This window comes from Streptomyces sp. NPDC102490 (assembly GCF_044765285.1).
Taxonomy (GTDB): Bacteria; Actinomycetota; Actinomycetes; order Streptomycetales; family Streptomycetaceae; genus Streptomyces.
Genome location: NZ_JBIWJU010000008.1, coordinates 1 through 19,172, shown reverse-complemented (window position 1 = coordinate 19,172; position 19,172 = coordinate 1). Strand labels below are relative to the sequence as shown.

Here is a 19,172-nt window from a genome sequence, read left to right as displayed (position 1 = left end):
CAGTAGCCGCGTGTGCGCACGCGGGGCGGTTCCACTGGCGTGTATCGGTCACGGGGCTTGCCTGATCGAGTCGGTGTGCCGGGGACGGGAGGGCCGCCGGGCCAGCCAGCCGCTGATCGCCGAGGCGGTGCTCGCGGCGTGTTCGTCGATCATGCTCAGATGGGTGCCGGGCACGTCGATGGCGTCATGGTCGGGGCCCCAGTGGGCCCGCCAGTGCTCGCCCGTGCGGGGCTGGCCGCCCATGCGTCCGGTGGCACGCAGCAGCAGTGTCGACACGCCGTCGATGTCGGTCGGTGCCCAGTCGTCGAACAACTGGAGGTGGTGTGCCATCGCGGTCAGTTCGGCGCCGCGTGGCGGCTGCGTCGCGGTCCATTCGGCATACGCGTCGCCGAGCAGGCCGGACTGGATCTCGGCCAGACCCGTACTGCCCGGCAGGTGGCTGTCCAGCAGCACGAGTGACTCCGGTGCGGTGCCGAGACTCTTGAGCCGGGCGGCAGCCGCGTGTGCGATCCAGCCGCCGGAGGAGTATCCGACGAGAACGTAGGGGCCGGTCACGTGGGAGAGCACCGTCTCGGCGACCGCAGCCACCAGATCGGTCCGGGTGCGGTGAAGGGACTCGTGGTCGGCGTAGCCCGGCAACGACAGCACGGCCATGTTGTGCGTCGTGCGCAGCGTGTCGGCCGTCCGAGCGTACTGGTAGACATTGGAGGGAGCCATCACGGACGGGACGCAGACCAGGGTCGGACCCGCGAACCCCTGGGAGAACCTGACCGGTTCCCGCATACGGGGCGAGCCGGCACCCACGCGCATCCGGGCGGCGACGGCCAACAGCTCCAACCCGTCCTTCACCTGGTTCTGCGCGCACGCCTGGGTGAAGAGGACCGGCAGCGGATCGGTCGCGGGCGGCGTCGCCCGGTCCGCGCCCGTCGGCGTCGGGCGCGCCGGTGCGGCGACGGGGGCGGCCGGTGGTGTTTCGAGGTCGCCGAGCGCGGCGAACCGGTCGGCCAGATGTGTCGCCACGGCGTGCGGCGTCGGCCAGTCGACGACCAGTGTCCGGGACAGCTCCAGCCCGGTGACGGCCCTCAGGCGCTCGGTGAGCCAGACTGCGGTCAGCGAGTCGAAGCCCAGCTCGGCGAAGCCCCGATGGGGGTCCACGTCCTCGGGTGCGTCGTAGCCCATCAGCTGTGCCGCTTGGTCGCGCACCGCGGCGAGCAGGATCTCCGCCCACTCCTGACGCGGGCGATCGGCCATCGTGACGCGTACGGAGGGGACCCCGGGGACCGTCTCGGCCGTCACCGCGTCCGCCAGCGGGGCGCCCGTCCCGCCGCCGACCCCCTGGTCGGCCAGCAGACTCGCCCCGGTCGGCAGGTGATCGACCAGCCAGTAGCGGCGGCGCTGGAAGGCGTAGGTGGGCAGGTCGATCTGGGCGGCGCCGGTGCCCGCGTAGACCGCGCGCCAGTCGACCGGCACCCCGCGGACGAAAAGGGCAGCCACCGCGTCCAGCAGCGCGGCGGGCTCGGCCCGGCCCTGACGCAGCGTCGGCACGAAAGCCCGCTCGGGCATGCCCGGACCGGCCGGCGGCAGGCAGTCCCGGCCGAGTGCGGCGAGGACCCCGCCCGGCCCGAGCTCCAGGAAGGTGGTGACACCGGCCTCGCTCAGGCGCACGACACCGTCGTGGAACCGCACCGCCTCACGGGCCTGGGTGACCCAGTAGTCCGCCGAACGCATCCGCTCGCCCCGGTCCGCCCCGCCCGGTGCGAGCGGCACGATCGGGATGCGCGGCGCGGCGTACGAGAGGCTTTCGATCGCCGACCGGAAGCCGGCCAGGATCGGGTCGATCCGCGGTGAGTGGAAAGCGTGGCTCACCCGCAGTCCGCGCGGGCTAAGACCCTGTTCGGTGAGCGTCGCCGTCAGCGTGGCGAGTGTCTTCTCGTCGCCGGAGAGCACCACCGAGGCAGGACCGTTCACCGCGGCCACGGACACGAGGCCGGTCAGCTGATCGAGCATCGGCAGGATGTCTTCCTCGGCCGCACGGACGGCGACCATCGCGCCGCCGGGAGGCATGTCCTGCATGAGGCGGGCTCGGGCGGCGACCAGCGCACAGGCGTCCTCGAGCGACAGTATCCCGGCCACGTGCGCGGCAGTGACCTCGCCGATGGAATGCCCCGCGACGAAGTCCGGGCGTACACCCCACGACTCGACGAGCCGGAACAGCGCGGTCTCGACGGCGAAGAGGGCCGGCTGGGCGAAACCGGTGCGGTCGAGCAGGTCCAGCGGGTCGTCCCCGGCGAAGGTCAGGTCACGCAGCGAACGGCCGAGCGGACCGTCAAGGTGCGCGCAGACGGCGTCGAACGCCTCGGCGAAGACGTGGTGCTCCGCGTACAGCTCGCGGCCCATGCCCAGCTTCTGCGCCCCCTGGCCGGTGAACAGGAAGGCCAGCCGTCCGCGCCCGGTGGTGCCGGTCGTGACCGCGGCGTGCGGTGCGCCCCCGGCGAGTGCGCCGAGTCCGGCGAGCAGGTCGCCCCGGTCGGCGGCCACGACGACGCCGCGGCTGTCCAGGGCGGCGCGCGTGGTGGCCAGCGAGTATCCGACGTCGGTGGGGTCGGCCGGCTCGGCCCGGTCCGTCAGGAAGGCGGCCAGCCGCGCGGCCTGGGCGCGCATCCCGGCCGCCGTGCGGCCGGAGACCAGCCAGGGAACGGCCGCGAGCGTGCGGTGCGCTACGCCGTCGCCCTCCCTTCCGGCGTCGTCCTCGGGCACCGCTTCGAGGATGGCGTGCGCGTTGGTACCGCCGATGCCGAAGGCGGAGACCGCCGCACGCCGCGGCCGGTCCCCCGTATCCGGCCACGACCGCGGCTCCTGCAGGAGTTCGATGTCGCCGGCCGTCCAGTCGACCTCGGTGGACGGCGGGTCGGCGTGCAGCGTCGGTGCCAGCGTGCCGTGCCGGAGCGACATCACCGTCTTGATCAGACCGCCCACTCCGGCGGCGGACTGGCTGTGGCCCAGATTGGACTTGAGCGACCCCAGGAACAGCGGATGACCGGATCGCCGGCCACGCCCGTACGTCGCCAGCAGCGCCTGAGCCTCGATGGGGTCGCCCAGGGTCGTGCCGGTACCGTGTGCCTCGACGGCGTCGACGTCCAAGGACGTGAGCCCGGCCGCCGCCAGCGCGCGCCGGATCACCCGCTGCTGGGACGGCCCACTCGGCGCGGTCAGCCCGTTCGACGCCCCGTCCTGGTTGATGGCCGAGCCGCGCAGCACCGCCAGCACCGGGTGCCGGTGGCGGCGGGCGTCGGAAAGCCGCTCGACAACGACCATGCCGACACCCTCCGCCCAGGCCGTACCGTCCGCGGCGTCGCCGAAGGACTTGCACCGGCCGTCGGGGGCGAGCCCGCGCTGGGTGCTGAACTCGACGAACGAGCCCGGCGTGGCCAACACGGAAACGCCACCGACCAGGGCGAGTGAGCAGTCCCCGGCGCGCAGCGCTCCCGCCGCGAGGTGCAGGGCGGTGAGCGACGAGGAACAGCCGGTGTCGAGGGTCACCGCCGGACCCTCCAGCCCCAGAAGGTAGGAGATCCTGCCCGAGATGATCGCTCCCGCCAGTCCGCCGAGCAGGAGCCCCTCGAAACCGGCCGGGTAGCGCGCCAACAGGGCCGCGTAGTCGGTCACACTCGGGCCCACGAACACCCCCGTCTCGCTGCCGTGCAGCGAGTGCGGATCGATCCGGGCCCTCTCCAGGGCCTGCCACGACGTCTCCAGCAGCAGCCGCTGCTGTGGATCCAGGGCGGTGGCCTCACGGGGCGAGATGCCCCAGAACTGCGCGTCGAAATCAGCGACGTCGGTCAGGAAGCCGCCCTCCCGGGTGTAGCTGGTACCCGGGCGACCGGGGTCGGGGTCGTAGAGCGAGTCGAGGTCCCAGCCCCGGTCCTGGGGGAACGGGGTGATCGCGTCCCGCCCGGTGACCGCCAGCTCCCACAGATCCTCCGGCGAGCGCACGCCGCCCGGGTAGCGGCATGCCATGCCGACGATCGCGATCGGCTCGCCGACCCGCCGCTCCAGCTCCTCCGACCGCTTGCGGGCCTGTACGAGGTCTGCTGTGACCAGATTCAGGTAGTGCCGCAGTTTGTGATCGTTGTCGTCCATCTGCTCCTCGACCTCTCGTCCGACGCCCCGGCACGTTCCACGTGCGTACGGGGATCACTCGTCCCGGCGGCCGAGCTGCGTGTTGATGAAACTGAACAGTTCGTCGTCGGAGGCCGCCGTCAGTGTCGCCACGTCGCCCTCGGCGCTCGCCGTCTCCGCCGGGCCCGAGAGCCGGCTCAGCAGGTCTCGCGCCCGGCCGACGAGCACGTCGCGCACTTCCGTCTCCTCGGTCGGCAGTGCGGAGAGCGACGCCTCCAGCCGGTCGAACTCGGCCAGTGCCGCATCCGTCGGCGACGGCACGGCGGCGGCCACCTCGGAGCGCAGGAACGAGGCCAGGATCGTCGGATTCGGGTAGTCGAAGACCAGCGTCACCGGCAGCCGCAACCCCGTCGCCGCGTTGAGCCGGTTGCGCAGCTGGACCGCGATCATCGAGTCGAAGCCGACGTCCTTGAAGGCCCGCTTGTGATCGACCTCCTCCGGAGAGTCGTGCCCGAGCACGGCCGCGACGTGCGTGCAGACCAGATCGAGCACGGCCGGTTCCCGGTCCTCCTCCGGCAGCGCGGCGAGCTTCTCGATGAGGGCCGCGCCGCGTTCGGCCGAGGCCGGGGACTCCGCCGTCCGCAGCCGGCGGACGTCCGGCAGGTCGGCCAGCAGCGGGCTGGGCCGCAGCGAGGTGAAGCGGGCATGGAACCGGGCCCATTCGACTCGTGCGACGACCGGGCACGGTTCGTCCTCGCTGACGATCCGGTCCAGGGTCGCCAGACCGGATTCCACCGGCAGCAGGGGCAGACCTCCGCGGCGCAGCGAGTCGGCCATCTCCTCGTCCCCGGCCAGCATTCCGGCCTCCCACGGACCCCACGCCACCGAGACGGTGCGGCCGCCGCGGTCGTGCCGTTCCCGCGCCAGGGCGTCGAGGTAGGCGTTGGCGGCCGAGTACGCGGACTGGTTGCCGACGCCCCAGGTCGCCGAGATGGAGCCGAACAGCAGCACCGTCTCGATGCTGTCGTGGTCGAGCAGCTCGTCGAGGTGCGCCGCACCGAGCACCTTGGCGGCCAAGGTGTCGCCGAACTCGGTCAGCGTCGTGTCGGCGATCGCCCCGCCGTCGAGGCTGGCCGCGGCGTGCACGACCGCGGTCAGCGGGCGCTCGGCCGGAACGGAGGCCAGCAACTCGACCACGGCGGCCCGGTCGGTGACGTCGCAGGCCGTCACCGAGACCGAGACGCCCCTGGCGGCCAGCTCCTCGACCAGACGCCGGGCCCCGGCCGCCTCGGCACCGCTGCGGCTGGCAAGCACCAGATGTTCGGCACCGCGGTCGGCCAGCCAACGGGCCACTTCGGCACCGAGGCCACCCGTGCCACCCGTCACCAGCACGGTACCGCGCGGCCGCCACTCGGGCGGTTCCTGGTCGGGCGCCGCCGCCCTGACCAGACGCCGGGCCAGGACGGCCCGGGAGCGTACGGCGACCTCGTTCTCTCCAATGCCCGCGAGCACACCGGCCAGTTCGGCGACCGCGTGGTCGTCCACCGTCTCCGGCAGATCGATCAGGCCGCCCCAGAGCCGCGGGTGTTCGAGGCCGGCGACACGCCCGAACCCCCAGACCAGCGCCTGGGTGGGCGAGCCGATGCGGTCCTGGGGACCGGCCGCCACCGCACCGCGGGTAACCGCCCAGACCGGGGCGTCGAGTTCGGCGTCGAGCAGGGCCTGGGTGAGCACCACCGTGCCCGCGAGCCCTTGGGGCAGTGCCGCCGCGTCCTCGCACGGGGTCTCGTCCTCGGCCAGCAGCGACAGCACTCCGACCGGGCCCGTGCCGTTCGCCGCGAGTTCGCGGAGCCGCTGGGCCAGCGCCGCCCGGTCGAGGCTGCCGCACGGTACTGCCCAGGTCACCAGGTCCGGCGCGTGGGCGGCGAGGCGGCGCACGGTCTCCGAGGCCCAGCCCTCGGCCGGCTGCCCCTCGGGGACCACCGCCAGCCAGGTACCGTCGATCGGCGTACGCGTGCCGCCGGGCAGCGCGCGCCACGTGACGCGGTAGTTCCCGTCGTCGGCGTCCGTGTCGGCCGCGGCGTTCACGGCGCTCCGCAGCTGTGCACGACTGACCGGCCTCGCGACGACGGAGTCGAAGGAGGCGACGGGGTCGCCCGCGCCGTCGGTCAGCAGCATCGTGGAGGAGTCGGAGCCGTTGCGCCGGAAAGCGACCCGAAGCGAGCTCGTTCCCCGGGTGTGCACGGTGATGCCGTTCCAGGAGAACGGCATCACCGCCTCGCTCTCGCTGTCGATCAGTCCGGCGACCGGCACCTGCAGGGCGGCGTCCAGCAGCGCCGGGTGCAGGCCGAACCGCCCCGCCTCGGCACGGACCGTGTCCGGCAGCGCGACCTCGCCGTACATGTCCTCGCCGTCCCGCCACAGCGCACGGATGCCGGCGAAGGCGGGCCCGTAGGCGTATCCGCGCTCGGCGAGCCGCGCGTAGAGGCCCGTCACATCGACTGCCTCCGCGCCGGCCGGCGGCCAGACCCTCAGGTCGCCCGGCACCGGGCCGGTACCGACGGGGGCGAGCGTGCCCTCCGCGTGCAGGATCCACCTGCTGTCGGCGCCCGACCCGGTGCGCCGCGAGTGCACCGTGACCGGACGCCGACCGGTGGAGTCGGCGGCGCCGACCGCAACCTGCACCGCCACCCCCGACTTCTCCGGGAGCACCAGCGGCGCCTGGAAGGCCAGTTCTTCCAAGCGGGCGCAGTCGACGTGGCGCCCGGCGTGGGTGACCAGCTCGACGAAGGCGGCTCCGGGCAGCAGGAGGGTGCCGAGCACGACGTGGTCGGCCAGCCACGGATGGGTCGCCAGCGACCACCTGCCGGTGAAGAGCACCTGGTCCTCGCCGGCGCGTTCCACGGCGGCGCCCAGCAGCGGGTGATCGGCGGACGCCAGCCCCAAGTCGGCGGCGCTCGCGGTCACCGCGCCGGCGGGCTCGACCCACAGCCGGCGGTGCTGGAACGCGTAAGTGGGCAGGTCGATTCGGCCACCGGCGGGAAACGCCTTCCCCCAGCGGACCGTTGCCCCGTGCACGAAGGCCGTGGCCAGGGAGCGGGTGAACGCGACGTCCCCGCCGTTGCGCCGCAACGACCACGACGCGGCGACCTCGGCGTCCCGGGCCTCGGCCACCGCCTCGACCGCGTCGACGAGGGCCGGGTGCGCGCTCAGCTCCACGAAGCAGCTGTGCCCGTCGTCCAGAAGAGCCTCGACGGCCTCGCTGAACCGCACCGTCTCCCGGAGATTGCGGTACCAGTAGTCGGCGTTCAGTTCGGTGCCGTCGACCCGACCGCCGGTGACCGTGGAGTAGAACGGCACTTCCGCCTCCGCGGGCACGATGTCGGCCAGCGCGTCGACGAGCTCGGCGTGCAGCTCCTCCACCGCGTTCGAGTGCGACGCGTAGTCGACCAGGAGCGTGCGCACCGGGACCTCCTCGGCCGCGAGCGCCGCGCACAGGCTCCGCAGTTCGTCGGCGGCGCCGGAGACGACCACCGACCGCGGCCCGTTGACCGCGGCGACGCCGAGCCCCGGGTAGTCGGCGAGCCGTTCCCGGACCCGGGCGACCGGCAGGCCGATCCAGCCCATCCCGCCGCGCTCGGTCAGGCCGGCGATCAAGCGCGAGCGCAGTCCGGCGATGCGGGCGCCGTCGGCCGGCGTGAGGACACCGGCCACCACGGCCGCCGCGATCTCGCCCTGCGAGTGACCGACCACCGCGGCCGGCTCGACCCCGAGCGACCGCCACAGCCGTGCCAAGGACACCATCACCGCGAACAGCACGGGCTGCACCACGTCCACCCGCTCCAGACTCGGCGCGCCCGGAGCGCCGCTGAGGACGTCCGACAGCGAGGCGCCGTTCCAGTCGACGTGCGGCGCCAGCGCCGCGTCGCACTCGGTCATGGCGTCGGCGAACAGCGGGCTGCTGTTCCAGAGATCGAGGGCCATGCCACTCCACTGGCCACCCTGACCTGCGAAGACGAAGACCGGCTGGTTCGTGTCGCCGCCCTTGCCCAGCACTACGTCCTCGTGGGATTCCGTCGCGCCGCCGGCGATCGCCGCGAGCCCCGCGGTCAGCGCGCCCAGGTCCTCGGCGAGCACCACGGCCCGGTGCTCCAGCGTGGCCCGGCCGCCGAGCGAGCGGCCGAGGGCGTCGAGGTCCACCTCCGGGTGCTCGGCGAGGTGGGCGCCGAGCCTGGCCGCCTGATCGCGCAGTGCCGCCGCGCCGCGAGCCGAGAGGACGAACGGCTTGACGGACTGCGCGAGTACCTGACCGGGGGCGGGCGGAGCAGGTGGCCCCTCCATTTCCTCCGGCTCCTCCGGTGCCTGTTCCAGCACCACGTGCACGTTGGTGCCGCTGATTCCGAACGCGGAGACGGCACCGAGCCGGGGGCGGTCGCGCTCCGGCCACTCCCGTGCCGCGGTCAGCAGCTTCACGGCACCGTCCGACCAGTCCACGTGCGGGGTGGGCTCCTCGGCGTTCAACGTCCGGGGCAGCAGGCCGTGCCGCAGCGCCTGGACCATCTTGATCACCCCCGCCACGCCGGCGGCCGCCTGCGCGTGGCCCAGGTTCGACTTCAGGGAGCCGAGCCAGAGCGGGGTCTCCTCGGTGTGCTCCCGCCCGTACGTCGCCAGCAGCGCCTGCGCCTCGATCGGGTCGCCGAGCCTGGTGCCGGTGCCGTGGCCCTCCACGACGTCCACATCAGCGGCGGAGACACCGGCATTGGTCAGCGCCTCTCGGATCACCCGCTGCTGCGAGCGGCCGTTGGGCGCGGTCAGCCCGTTGGAGGCGCCGTCCTGGTTCACCGCGGAGCCCTTCACCACCGCGAGGACCTGGTGGCCGTTGCGGCGTGCGTCCGACAGACGCTCCAGTACGAGCAGTCCGACGCCCTCGGCCCAGCCGGTGCCGTCCGCGTCCGCGCCGAACGCCCGGCAGCGGCCGTCCGCGGAGAGGCCGCCCTGCAGCGCGAACTCCTGGAACACCACCGGCGTGGACATCACGGCCACACCGCCGGCCAGCGCGAGGTCGGACTCACCGGTCCGCAGCGCCTGGGCCGCCATGTGCAGCGTGGTCAGCGAGGACGAACACGCGGTGTCGACCGTCAGCGCGGGGCCCTCGAGGCCGAACTCGTAGGCGATGCGGCCCGAGGCCACGCTGGGCGCCGTCCCGGTCAGCAGGTGGCCGTCGAGACCGCGCGATTCGAGTGCGAGCAGGTTGCCGTAGTCATGGGCGCTGAGGCCGACGAACACGCCGGTCTTCGTGCCGCGCAGCGCCACTGGATCGATACCGGCACGCTCGAACGCCTCCCACGCCGACTCCAGCAGCAGACGCTGCTGCGGGTCCATCGCGGTGGCCTCACGCGGTGAGATGCCGAAGAACTCGGGATCGAATTCGGTCGCTCCGTGCAGGAAGCCGGCCGCCCGGGCGTTGGTCGTGCCCGGGCGGCCGGGCTCGGGATCGAACAACTCGGCCAGGTTCCAGCCGCGGTCGGACGGGAACTCCGTGGCGGCGTCCCGCCCCTCCTCGACCATGGCCCACAACGCCTCCGGCGAGTCGACCCCGCCGCCGTAGCGGCAGGCCATGCCGACGATGGCGATCGCGTCGCCGCCGGTGTCCGCCGGGGCGGGCGCGAGTGCCGCCGACGCGGAGGAGCCGGCGCCGACCACCTCGCCGAGCACGTAGTCCGTCAGCGAAGTGAGGTCCGGGTGGTCGAAGACCACCGTTGCGGGCAGCCGCAGGCCGGTGAAGGCGGTGATCCGGTTGCGCAGCTCCACCGCGGCCAGCGAATCGAAGCCGATGTCCCTGAACGTCCGGTCCGGCGAGAGTTTCGACGCCGACGCGTGCCCGAGCACCGCCGCGGTCTCGGCGGCGAGAGCGTCCAGGACGATCCGGTGCCGGGCGGCCGGCGGCCGGGCGAGCAGACGGCGGGTCCACGAGCCGGCACCGCCGCCACTCGCGACGGTGGCACGCCGCACCCGCCCGGAGACCTGGTTGCGCAGCAGGGGCGGCGCCTCTCCGCGGAACGCGGCCAGGTCGAGCCGGACCGGCAGCAGCACCGGGGCCCCGACGGTGAGGGCCGCGTCGAAGAGGGACAGGCCTTCCTCGTCGGACAGCGGCTTGATACCGGCGCGTGCCATCCGTTCCCAGTCGGCCTCCTTCAGGGAGGTCGTCATGTGGCTCGTGGCCGCCCAGAGGCCCCAGTCGAGCGAGACGGCGGGCAGCCCCAGCGCACGGCGGTGCCGGGCGAGAGCGTCCAGGAACGCGTTGGCGGCGGCGTAATTGGCCTGGCCCGGGGCGCCGAACGCTCCGACGGCCGAGGAGAACAGTACGAAGGCGGAGAGGTCGAGGTCCTTGGTCAGCTCGTGGAGGAGCCAGCCGGCATCCACCTTGGGACGCAGCACGGTGTCCACCTGCTCGGTCGTCAGTGAGCCGACGACACCGTCGTCGCTGATGCCCGCGATGTGCACGACCGCCGTCAGCGGATGTTCGGCGGGGATCGCGGCCAGCACCCCGAGCAGCGATGCGCGGTCGGAGACGTCGCAGGCGGCTGTCGTCACCGACGCGCCCAGCCCGGTCAGCTCGGCGGCGAACTCGGTGGCGCCGGGGGCATCCGGGCCGCGCCGGCTCGCCAGCACGAGGTTGCGCACGCCGTGCTCGGCGACCAGGTGCCGGGCGACCAGGCCGCCTAGTGCGCCGGAGGCGCCGGTCACGAGCACGGTCCCGGCCGGATCGACGGGCACCGGGACGGTCAAGGCGATCTTGCCGATGTGCCGGGCCTGGCTGAGGAACCTCAGCGCGTCCGGGGCCCGGCGGACGTCCCAGGTGGTGGTCGGAGGCAGGGTCAGAGCGCCTCGGCCGAACAGGTCCAGCAGCTCGGTCAACATCTCGTGGACCCGTTCGGGCGCCACTGCGAGGAGGTCGAACGCCTGATAGCGCACACCGGGGAACGCCTCGGCCGCCCAGTCGGCGTCGCGGATGTCGGTCTTGCCCATCTCGACGAACCGGCCGCCGCGCGGCAGCAGCCGCAGCGAGGCGTCCACGAGCTCGTTGGTGAGCGAGTTGAGGACCACGTCGACGCCGCGGCCGTCGGTGGCGCCGAGCAGATCGGACTCGAACTGTGCGGTGCGGGAGTTCGAGACGCGTTCGCCGGGGATGCCGAGCTCGCGAACGGCCGCCCACTTGGCGGGGCCGGCGGTGGCGAAGATCTCGGCACCCAGATGGGTGGCCAGCTGCACGGCCGCCATGCCGACGCCACCGGCGGCGGCGTGGACCAGCACGGACTCGCCGGGTTGCAGGTCGGCCACGTCGACGAGCCCGAAGTACGCGGTCAGGTAGGTGATCGGGACGGTCGAGGCCTGCAGGTACGACCACCCGTCCGGGATCGGTACCACCATCCGGTGGTCGCCCACGGCCACCGGCCCGAACGGTCCGAAGAACAGGCCCATCACCCGGTCTCCGGGCTCGAGACCGGTGACTCCCGGGCCGACCTCGGTCACCACTCCGGCCGCCTCGCCGCCGAGCACTTCCTGACCGCGGACCAGGCCCAGGGTGGACATGACGTCCCGGAAGTTCAGGCCGGCGGCCCGGACGGATATCCGCACCTCGCCCTCGGCCAGCGGCGCGACCGCCTCCGGCGACTCGATCAGTGCGAGCCCGTCGAAAGTGCCGGGGTGCGGGGCGGACAGGCGCCAGGCGGCCGTCTCCGCCGGCACGGTGAGCGTCGTCGAGGGGGAGACCTTGAGCAGGCGCGGCACCAGGGTCGTGCCCGCGCGTACGGCGACCTCGTCCTCCCCGGCGCCGAGCGCCGCCTCCACGGCCGTGTCGGGCTCGCCGGGCGCGAGGTCGACCTGGACGAGCCGGCCCGGGTTCTCGGCACGCGCCGAGCGGAACAGGCCGTGCAGGGCCGCACCGGTCAGGTCGCGGACGTGCTCACCCTCGTACGTTGCCAGCGCGCCCCGGGTGACCAGGACCAGCCGTGAGGCGGCCAGCCGTTCGTCGGCCAGCCAGTGGCGCACCAGTTCCAGCATCCGGTTGACACCCGAGTGCACGCTCGCGGCCACGTCGTGGTCGTGGTCGGGACCGGGAGCGGCCAGCACCACGGTGGGCACCTCGCCCCCGGCGTCGAGGGCGGCCTGCAGCGCGGGGAAGCCGTCGTACGCCGTGCCTGTCGTGGGCGCGCCGCCGCCCAGGTTCGCCCAGACGGCGGGCGACGAGGCCTCGGCCTCACCGGCGGGGACCCACTCGATCTCGTAGAGGGGGCCGTGGGCCTGGGAGGTACTCTCGGCGATCTGCTCCGCGGTGGCGGACCGCAAGGTCAGCGAGTCGACGGACAGCACCGTGCGGCCGGTCCCGTCGGCGACCAGCAGTGCCACCGTGTCGGTCCCCACCGGAGTCAGCCGTACGCGCAGCGCGGAGGCTCCGACGGCGTGCAGCCGGACGCCCGACCACACGAAGGGGACGACACCCTCGGTGGTGCCGGTGACCGCGATCGCGTGCAGCGCGGCGTCCAGCAGGGCGGGGTGCATGCCGTACGCGTCGGCGTCGCCCACGTGCTCGGGCAGCGTCACCTCGGCGAAGACCTCCCCGTCACGCAGCCAGGCGGCCTTCAGCCCGCGGAACACCGGCCCGTAGCCGTACCCGGCCGCGGCGAAGGTCTCGTAGAAGTCGCCGAGTTCGACTTCCTCGACACCGGCGGGCGGCCACTCGGCCATCTCGGGGTCGTCGCGGCGTACGCCGGCGGTCCCCGAGACGAAACCGCCGGCGTGCCGTGTCCAGGCCGCCTCGGTGTCGGGGGAGTCCGGGTCCTGCTGCTGCGACCAGACGGTGATCGATCGCCGGTCGGTGGACTCCTCCGGCTCGCCGACCACGATCTGCAGCGCCACGCCGCCCCGCTCCAGCAGCAGCGGAGCCTCGATGGTCAGGTCTTCGACGAGCTCGCAGCCGACCTGGTCCGCCGCGCGCAGCGCGAACTCGACGAACGCGGTGCCGGGCAGCAGGGTGCGGCCGAACAGGGCGTGGTCGGCGAGCCAGGGCTGGGCGGAGAGCGACAGCCGGCCGGTGCACAGGAAACCACCGTCGTTGGCGAGCGAGACGCCGGCGCCCAGGAGCGGGGCGTCCACCGAGCGCAGGCCGACCGAACCGAGGTCGTGCCCTCCGACGTGGCTGGTCTCCAGCCAGAAGCGTTCGTGCTGGAACGCGTAGGTGGGCAGGTCGACACTTCGCGCGCCGGTGCCGGCGAAGAAGGCGGCCCAGTCCAGCTCGACACCGGCGGCGTGCAGGGTGGCCATGGCCACGGCGATGCACTCCACCTCGTCGCGTCGGCTGCGGAGGGTCGGCGTGACCACCACCGACTCGTCGCCGTAGCACTTGCGTACGTCGCTGCTCATCGACGCGGCGGGCGACAGTTCGACGAGTCGGGTGACGCCGCGCTCGCGCAGCCGGGCCACGCCGATTACGAGGTCCACCGGTTCGCGCATCTGCCGGACCCAGAACTCGGGGGTGCACAGCACCTCGGCGGGCACCACCAGCGGGATGGACGGGGGCGAATAGGTCAACGTCTCCACCACGGCCCGGAACTGGGCCTGGATCGGCTCCATCGTGACCGAGTGGCCCGCGACGCCGACCCGCAGCGTGCGGCACGAGTGGCCGAGCTCGGTCAGTCGCGCCACGGCCGTCTCGACCGGGCCCTTCAGCCCCGAGACGGTGACTGAACCGGGGCTGTTGATTCCGGCGAGCGACACGCCCTCGAAGTCGGCGATGACCGGCTCCACCACGTCGGCGCCGGCCGCGACCGAGACCATCACACCGGCGGCCGAGGTCTGGATCAGCCGTGCCCGGGCGGTGACCATGGTGGCCGCGTCCTCGAGCGACAGCACACCCGCGACGTGCGCCGCCGCGATGTCCCCGCAGGACTGACCGAGCAGGTGGTCGGGGCGCAGCCCCCACGACTCGACCAGCCGGTAGAGCGCCACCTCGACCGCGAACAGCGCGGGATGGGCGTACTCGGGCCGATCCAGCATCGGGCCGCCCTCGGCGATGATCCGCGGCAGCTCGGGGTCGAGCCACCCCAGCACCTCCGAGTACGCCGCGGCGAAGACGGGGAACGCGGCGGCGAGTTGGGAGCCCATGCCGGTGCGCTGCGAGCCTTGTCCGGGGAACATCACCGCGGTGAGACCGCGGGACTCGGTGCCGACGACCGCCGTGGCACCGCTGCCGCCGCCGGCCAGCAGGTCGAGCTGCGCGAGCAGGTCCTCCTTGTTGCCCGCGACCACGGCGGCGCGGTGCTCGAACGTCACACGGCGCAGCGCGAGCGACTTCGCGACGTCGAGCAGGGCGACATCCTCCTCGGCGAGCCAGTCGCGCAGCCGCGTCGCCTGGCCGGCCAGGGCCTGCGGAGTACGGGCGGAGAGGAGGAAGGGCAAGGCGGTCGGCTGCGCGCTCACCGGCTCGGCCTCGACCGCCTCCGGCGCGGGCGCCTCCTCGATGACGACGTGCGCGTTGGTACCGCTCATCCCGAACGATGACACACCTGCCCGGCGCGGCCACTCGTTCTCCGGCCACGGGCGGTTCTCCGTCAACACCTCGACGCCGCCGGCCGACCAGTCCACTTCGTGCGTCGGCTCGTCCACGTGCAGCGTCTTGGGGAGAACGCCGTGGCGCATGGCCATCACCACCTTGATCACACCGGCGACGCCCGCGGCCGCCTGGGTGTGACCCACGTTCGACTTCAGGGAGCCCAGCCACAGCGGCTCGCCGTTCTTCTTCTTGCGGCCGTAGGTGGCCAGCAGGGCCTGCGCCTCGATCGGGTCGCCCAGCCGGGTGCCGGTGCCGTGCCCCTCGACCAGGTCGACCTGCTCCATCGGGACCTGGCCGTCGGCCAGCGCCGCCTGGATGACCCGTTGCTGGGCGGGACCGTTGGGAGCGGTCAGACCGTTGGAGGCACCGTCCTGGTTGATCGCCGAACCACGGATGACGGCAAGCACCGGGTGGCCGTTGGCCTGTGCGTCGGAGAGCCGCTCCAGCAGGACCAGGCCGACCCCCTCCGACCAGCCGGTGCCGTCGGCGGTGTCCGCGTACGCCTTGCACCGGCCGTTGGGCGCGATGCCGCGCTGTCGACTGAAGTCGACCATGACCAGGGGCGAGCACATCGACGCGACGCCGCCGGCCAGAGCCATCGTGGACTCGCCGCGGCGCAGGGCCCGGATGGCATAGTCCATCGCGACCAGCGAGGAGGAACAGGCGGTGTCGACGGTGACAGCGGGGCCCTCGAGGCCGAACGTGTACGCGACGCGGCCGGAGAGCACGCTGGGTGCGTTGCCCAGCAGCAGATAGCCGTCGACCTCGCGGGGGGCCGTGACGGTCAACGGCACGTAGTCATGGGTGTTGGAGCCGATGAACACACCCGTCTCGGTGCCGCGGAGGGTCTCCGGGTCGATGCCGGCACGTTCGAACGACTCCCAGGCGGCTTCGAGGACGATCCGCTGCTGCGGGTCCATGGCGAGAGCTTCGCGCGGGGAGATGCCGAAGAAGTCCGCGTCGAAGTCGGCCAGGCCGGACATGAAGCCGCCCTGGCGGGTGTACGTCTTTCCGGGCTTGCCGGGCTCCGGGTCGTAGATGCTGTCCATGTCCCAGCCGCGGTCGGTCGGCGAGTCGCCGATCGCGTCGGTGCCACTGGAGACCAGCTCCCAGAGGTCCTCCGGCGACCAGACGTCGCCGGGCAAGCGGCACGCCATCGAGACGATGGCGATCGGCTCGGTGTCCTGGGCCTCCCTCTCCGTGATCTTCTTGCGAGCCTGGTAGAGGTCGCTCGTGACCAACTTGAGATACTGGCGAAGCTTGTCCTCGTTCTCCATACGAGCAACCCCATCTGTCTCTGTCTGTTCCAGTGGCCCGTGGGACCCCGGAGTGGTCCGGCATACCCCGGACTTGTCATGCCTGGACACGTGGCAGGCGTCTGCTGAGGCCGGTGGTCCGGCGGTCCGGCGAAGAGCTGCGCCGAAAAGGCTTGAGTGGGAGCACGATCAGAACCGCCTCTGGGCGGTCGCGTGAACAACCATGCTCTTACGCACGTCGTCGCGGGCACCCCCTAATCCCCCTAGTCGCCCTCCCGGTCGGCGCGCGGATTTTCGGGGTGTCGTTGTCGCAGTCGCACTGCGAGCATGAATCGCGAAAGCCAGACCGGTGCGTCTCGCTGGTCGCCCGCAGCGGACGAGCGAAGGGACAGCAGCATGACTGCCGAGGTGTTGGACAACAAGGAGAAGCCGACGGGGACGCCGGCATTCATCTTCCGTCAGACCGCGCCGGGGCCGACACAACCGTGGAGCTGGGCGGAGAATCTGCTGAAGTCCGCGGCCACTTACTGGCTGGTCACCACCAGCCCGGACGGGCGCCCGCACAGTAGGCCCCTGTGGGGTGTCTGGGAGCAGAACACCTTCTGGTTCTCGAGCCAGAACCGCTCCGGCGAATTCCTGAAGACCAACCCGCGGGCCTCCGTGAACCTGCAGGTCGGCGAGGACGTCGTGATGATAGAGGGCAGTTGCTCCCGAGTGCTCGGAGACAACGAAATCAACGTGCTCGCCGAAGGTGTCGGGGCGAAATACGACTGGGAACTCACAGTGAGCGAGGATCGCGTCCACACGCGTTTCGGTCAGAGCGCTCCCGTGTTTCGGCTGAATCCCGAACGGGTCTACGGCTGGGCGGGAATTGCCGGATGGGAGTCCGCGACGAGGTGGGACTTTCCCGCGGTCCTGACCGACTGAGATCGGCCGTCAGGCAAGCCGTTCCAGGCCTGTTCCTTGTGCCTACGGGCCCTCTTACAACCCCCGTTGTCCTCTGACGACCCACGGTGAATGACGCTCTCTGCCGTGGCCCTGCAAGACGCGATTCGAACGTGGAAGGGGACGATCCGGGTGGATGTCCGGGCCCAAGACGGCAATATCGCGGTGGTTGGTACGTCCTGCCGTTTCCCCGGCGCCGACGGGCCTCGGCAACTGTGGCGCCTCCTGGCCGCGGGACGCCACGCGATCACCGAGCGCCCGCCCGGACGACGCGGCCCGAACAGGACGGTTGCGCCCCCCTGGGGCGGGTTCCTCGACGCCGTCGACGAGTTCGATGCCGAGTTCTTCGGTATCTCCGCCCGCGAGGCGGCGTCCGTCGACCCGCAGCAGCGACTCGTGCTGGAGCTGGGGTGGGAGGCGCTGGAGGACGCGGGGATCGTGCCGGACAGCGTGCGCGGCGGCCGACTCGGTGTCTTCGTGGGCGCCTTCGCCGACGACTACGCCCACCTAGTGCACCGCGAGGGTGCCAGTGCGGCGACCCGGCACACCTACCCCGGCACCGAACGTTCGCTGATCGCCAACCGGCTCTCCCACTTCCTGGACGTGCACGGGCCCAGTGTGGGCATCGACAGCGGTCAGTCGTCATCGCTGGTCGCCGTTCACCTGGCCTGCCAGAGCCTGCTCACCGGCGAGTCGGACCTCGTCGTCGCGGGCGGCGTGCAGCTCAACCTGCTGCCGGAGTCCGTGGACATCGCGGACCGTTGGGGTCCGCTGTCACCGGACGGCCGCTGCTACACCTTCGACGCTCGCGCGAACGGATATGTGCCGGGCGAAGGCGGCGGTCTCGTCGTGCTCAAGAGGCTCGAGGACGCCCTGGCCGACGGTGACACTCCCCAGTGCGTAATCCTTGGGAGCGCCGTGAACCACGGTGGCAACGGGCACGCCCTGACCCAGCCCGACGAGCTCGCACAACAAGACGCCCTGCGCCGCGCTCACGAGCGCGCTCGAATCAGTGCCGCGCAACTCCAGTACGTCGAGTTGCACGGAACGGGAACACCCGCCGGCGACCCCGTCGAGGCCTCCGCGCTCGGTGCCGTCGTCGGCTCCGCCCGGCCGCGAACGCGACCGCTGTCCGTCGGATCGGTCAAGACGAACCTGGGGCATCTGGGGGCAGCCGCGGGGATCGCCGGCCTCATCAAAGTGGCGATGGCGATCCGTCACCGCGAACTCCCGGCCAGTCTCAACTACGAGCTGGCCAACCCGGAGATCGCGCTGGACGAGCTCAATCTCCGAGTGCAGCAGGACCTCGGTTCATGGGAATCGGCCGACAGCCCGCTGATCGCCGGCGTCAGTTCCTTCGGCATGGGCGGCACGAACTGCCACCTGGTCCTCAGCGATGCCCCGCCCGCCTCGACGGTGCCGCGCAGGGAACCGGAGACCGGTAAGGCGGACTCCGGGCAGGCACCGGCGGTGTTGCCGTTTGTGTTGTCGGGGCGTGGGTCGGGGGGGTTGTGTGGTCAGGCTGCTCGGTTGCGGTCGTTCGTGGTGGAGCGGCCGGATGTGGTGTTGGCGGATGTTGCGTATTCGTTGGCGGTTGGTCGTGCTGTGCATGGGGATCGGGCGGTGGTGGTTGCGTCGGGGCGGGAGGAGTTGCTGGATCGGTTGGGGGTTGTTGCCGGGGGTGGGGCCGGGGCGGGGTGTGTGTCCGGTGTGGCCGGCCCGGGCCGTGTGGCGGTGGTGTTTACCGGACAGGGTTCGCAGCGGGTCGGGATGGGCCGGGAGTTGTATCGGCTGTTCCCTGTGTTCGCGGCTGCCTTGGATCAGGTGTGTGAGTTGCTGGATCCGGTGGTGAGGGCGGCTGTTTTCGGTGAGGAGGGTGCTGGGGGGCTGTTGGATTCGACGGAGGTTGCGCAGCCGGCGTTGTTCGCGGTTGAGGTGGCGTTGTTCCGGTTGTTCGGTTCGTGGGGTGTGGTTCCGGATTTTGTGGCGGGTCATTCTGTGGGGGAGGTTGCTGCGGCTCATGTGTCGGGGGTGTTGTCGCTGGCGGATGCGTGTGTGTTGGTGAGTGCGCGGGGCCGGTTGATGCAGGGGTTGGCGCCGGGTGGGGTGATGGTGGCGGTTGCCGCGGGTGAGGATGTGGTGGCACCGGTGGTGGCTGAGTCGGGTGGTGGGGTGTCGATCGCGGCGGTGAACAGTCCGGGGTCGGTGGTGGTGTCGGGGGAGGGGTCTGCGGTCGAGGG

At 72.3% G+C, this 19,172-nt stretch carries 4 protein-coding genes; 2 read left to right on the top strand and 2 right to left on the bottom strand.

Annotation, left to right across the window (positions count from 1 at the left end; all coding sequences use genetic code 11):
* Positions 1 to 48 precede the first annotated feature (48 nt).
* A complete protein-coding gene (locus tag ACIRGB_RS19195) occupies positions 49 to 4,140 on the bottom strand; it encodes a type I polyketide synthase (RefSeq protein ID WP_403866072.1) in 4,092 nt (1,363 codons plus the stop codon).
* Between the two features lie 54 nt (positions 4,141 to 4,194).
* Positions 4,195 to 16,008 (bottom strand): SDR family NAD(P)-dependent oxidoreductase, encoded by an 11,814-nt coding sequence (locus tag ACIRGB_RS19190; protein WP_403866069.1) that lies wholly within the window; start codon positions 16,006 to 16,008, stop codon positions 4,195 to 4,197.
* A 375-nt stretch (positions 16,009 to 16,383) separates the two neighbouring features.
* Between ACIRGB_RS19190 and ACIRGB_RS19185 the strand changes: the two genes are divergently transcribed.
* Positions 16,384 to 16,914, top strand: a complete 531-nt coding sequence (locus ACIRGB_RS19185; RefSeq protein WP_403866066.1) for a pyridoxamine 5'-phosphate oxidase family protein — start codon at positions 16,384 to 16,386, stop codon at positions 16,912 to 16,914.
* A 105-nt stretch (positions 16,915 to 17,019) separates the two neighbouring features.
* Positions 17,020 to 19,172, top strand: a 2,153-nt coding sequence (locus ACIRGB_RS19180; protein WP_403866064.1) for a type I polyketide synthase, incomplete at its 3' end; no start/stop codon positions are given.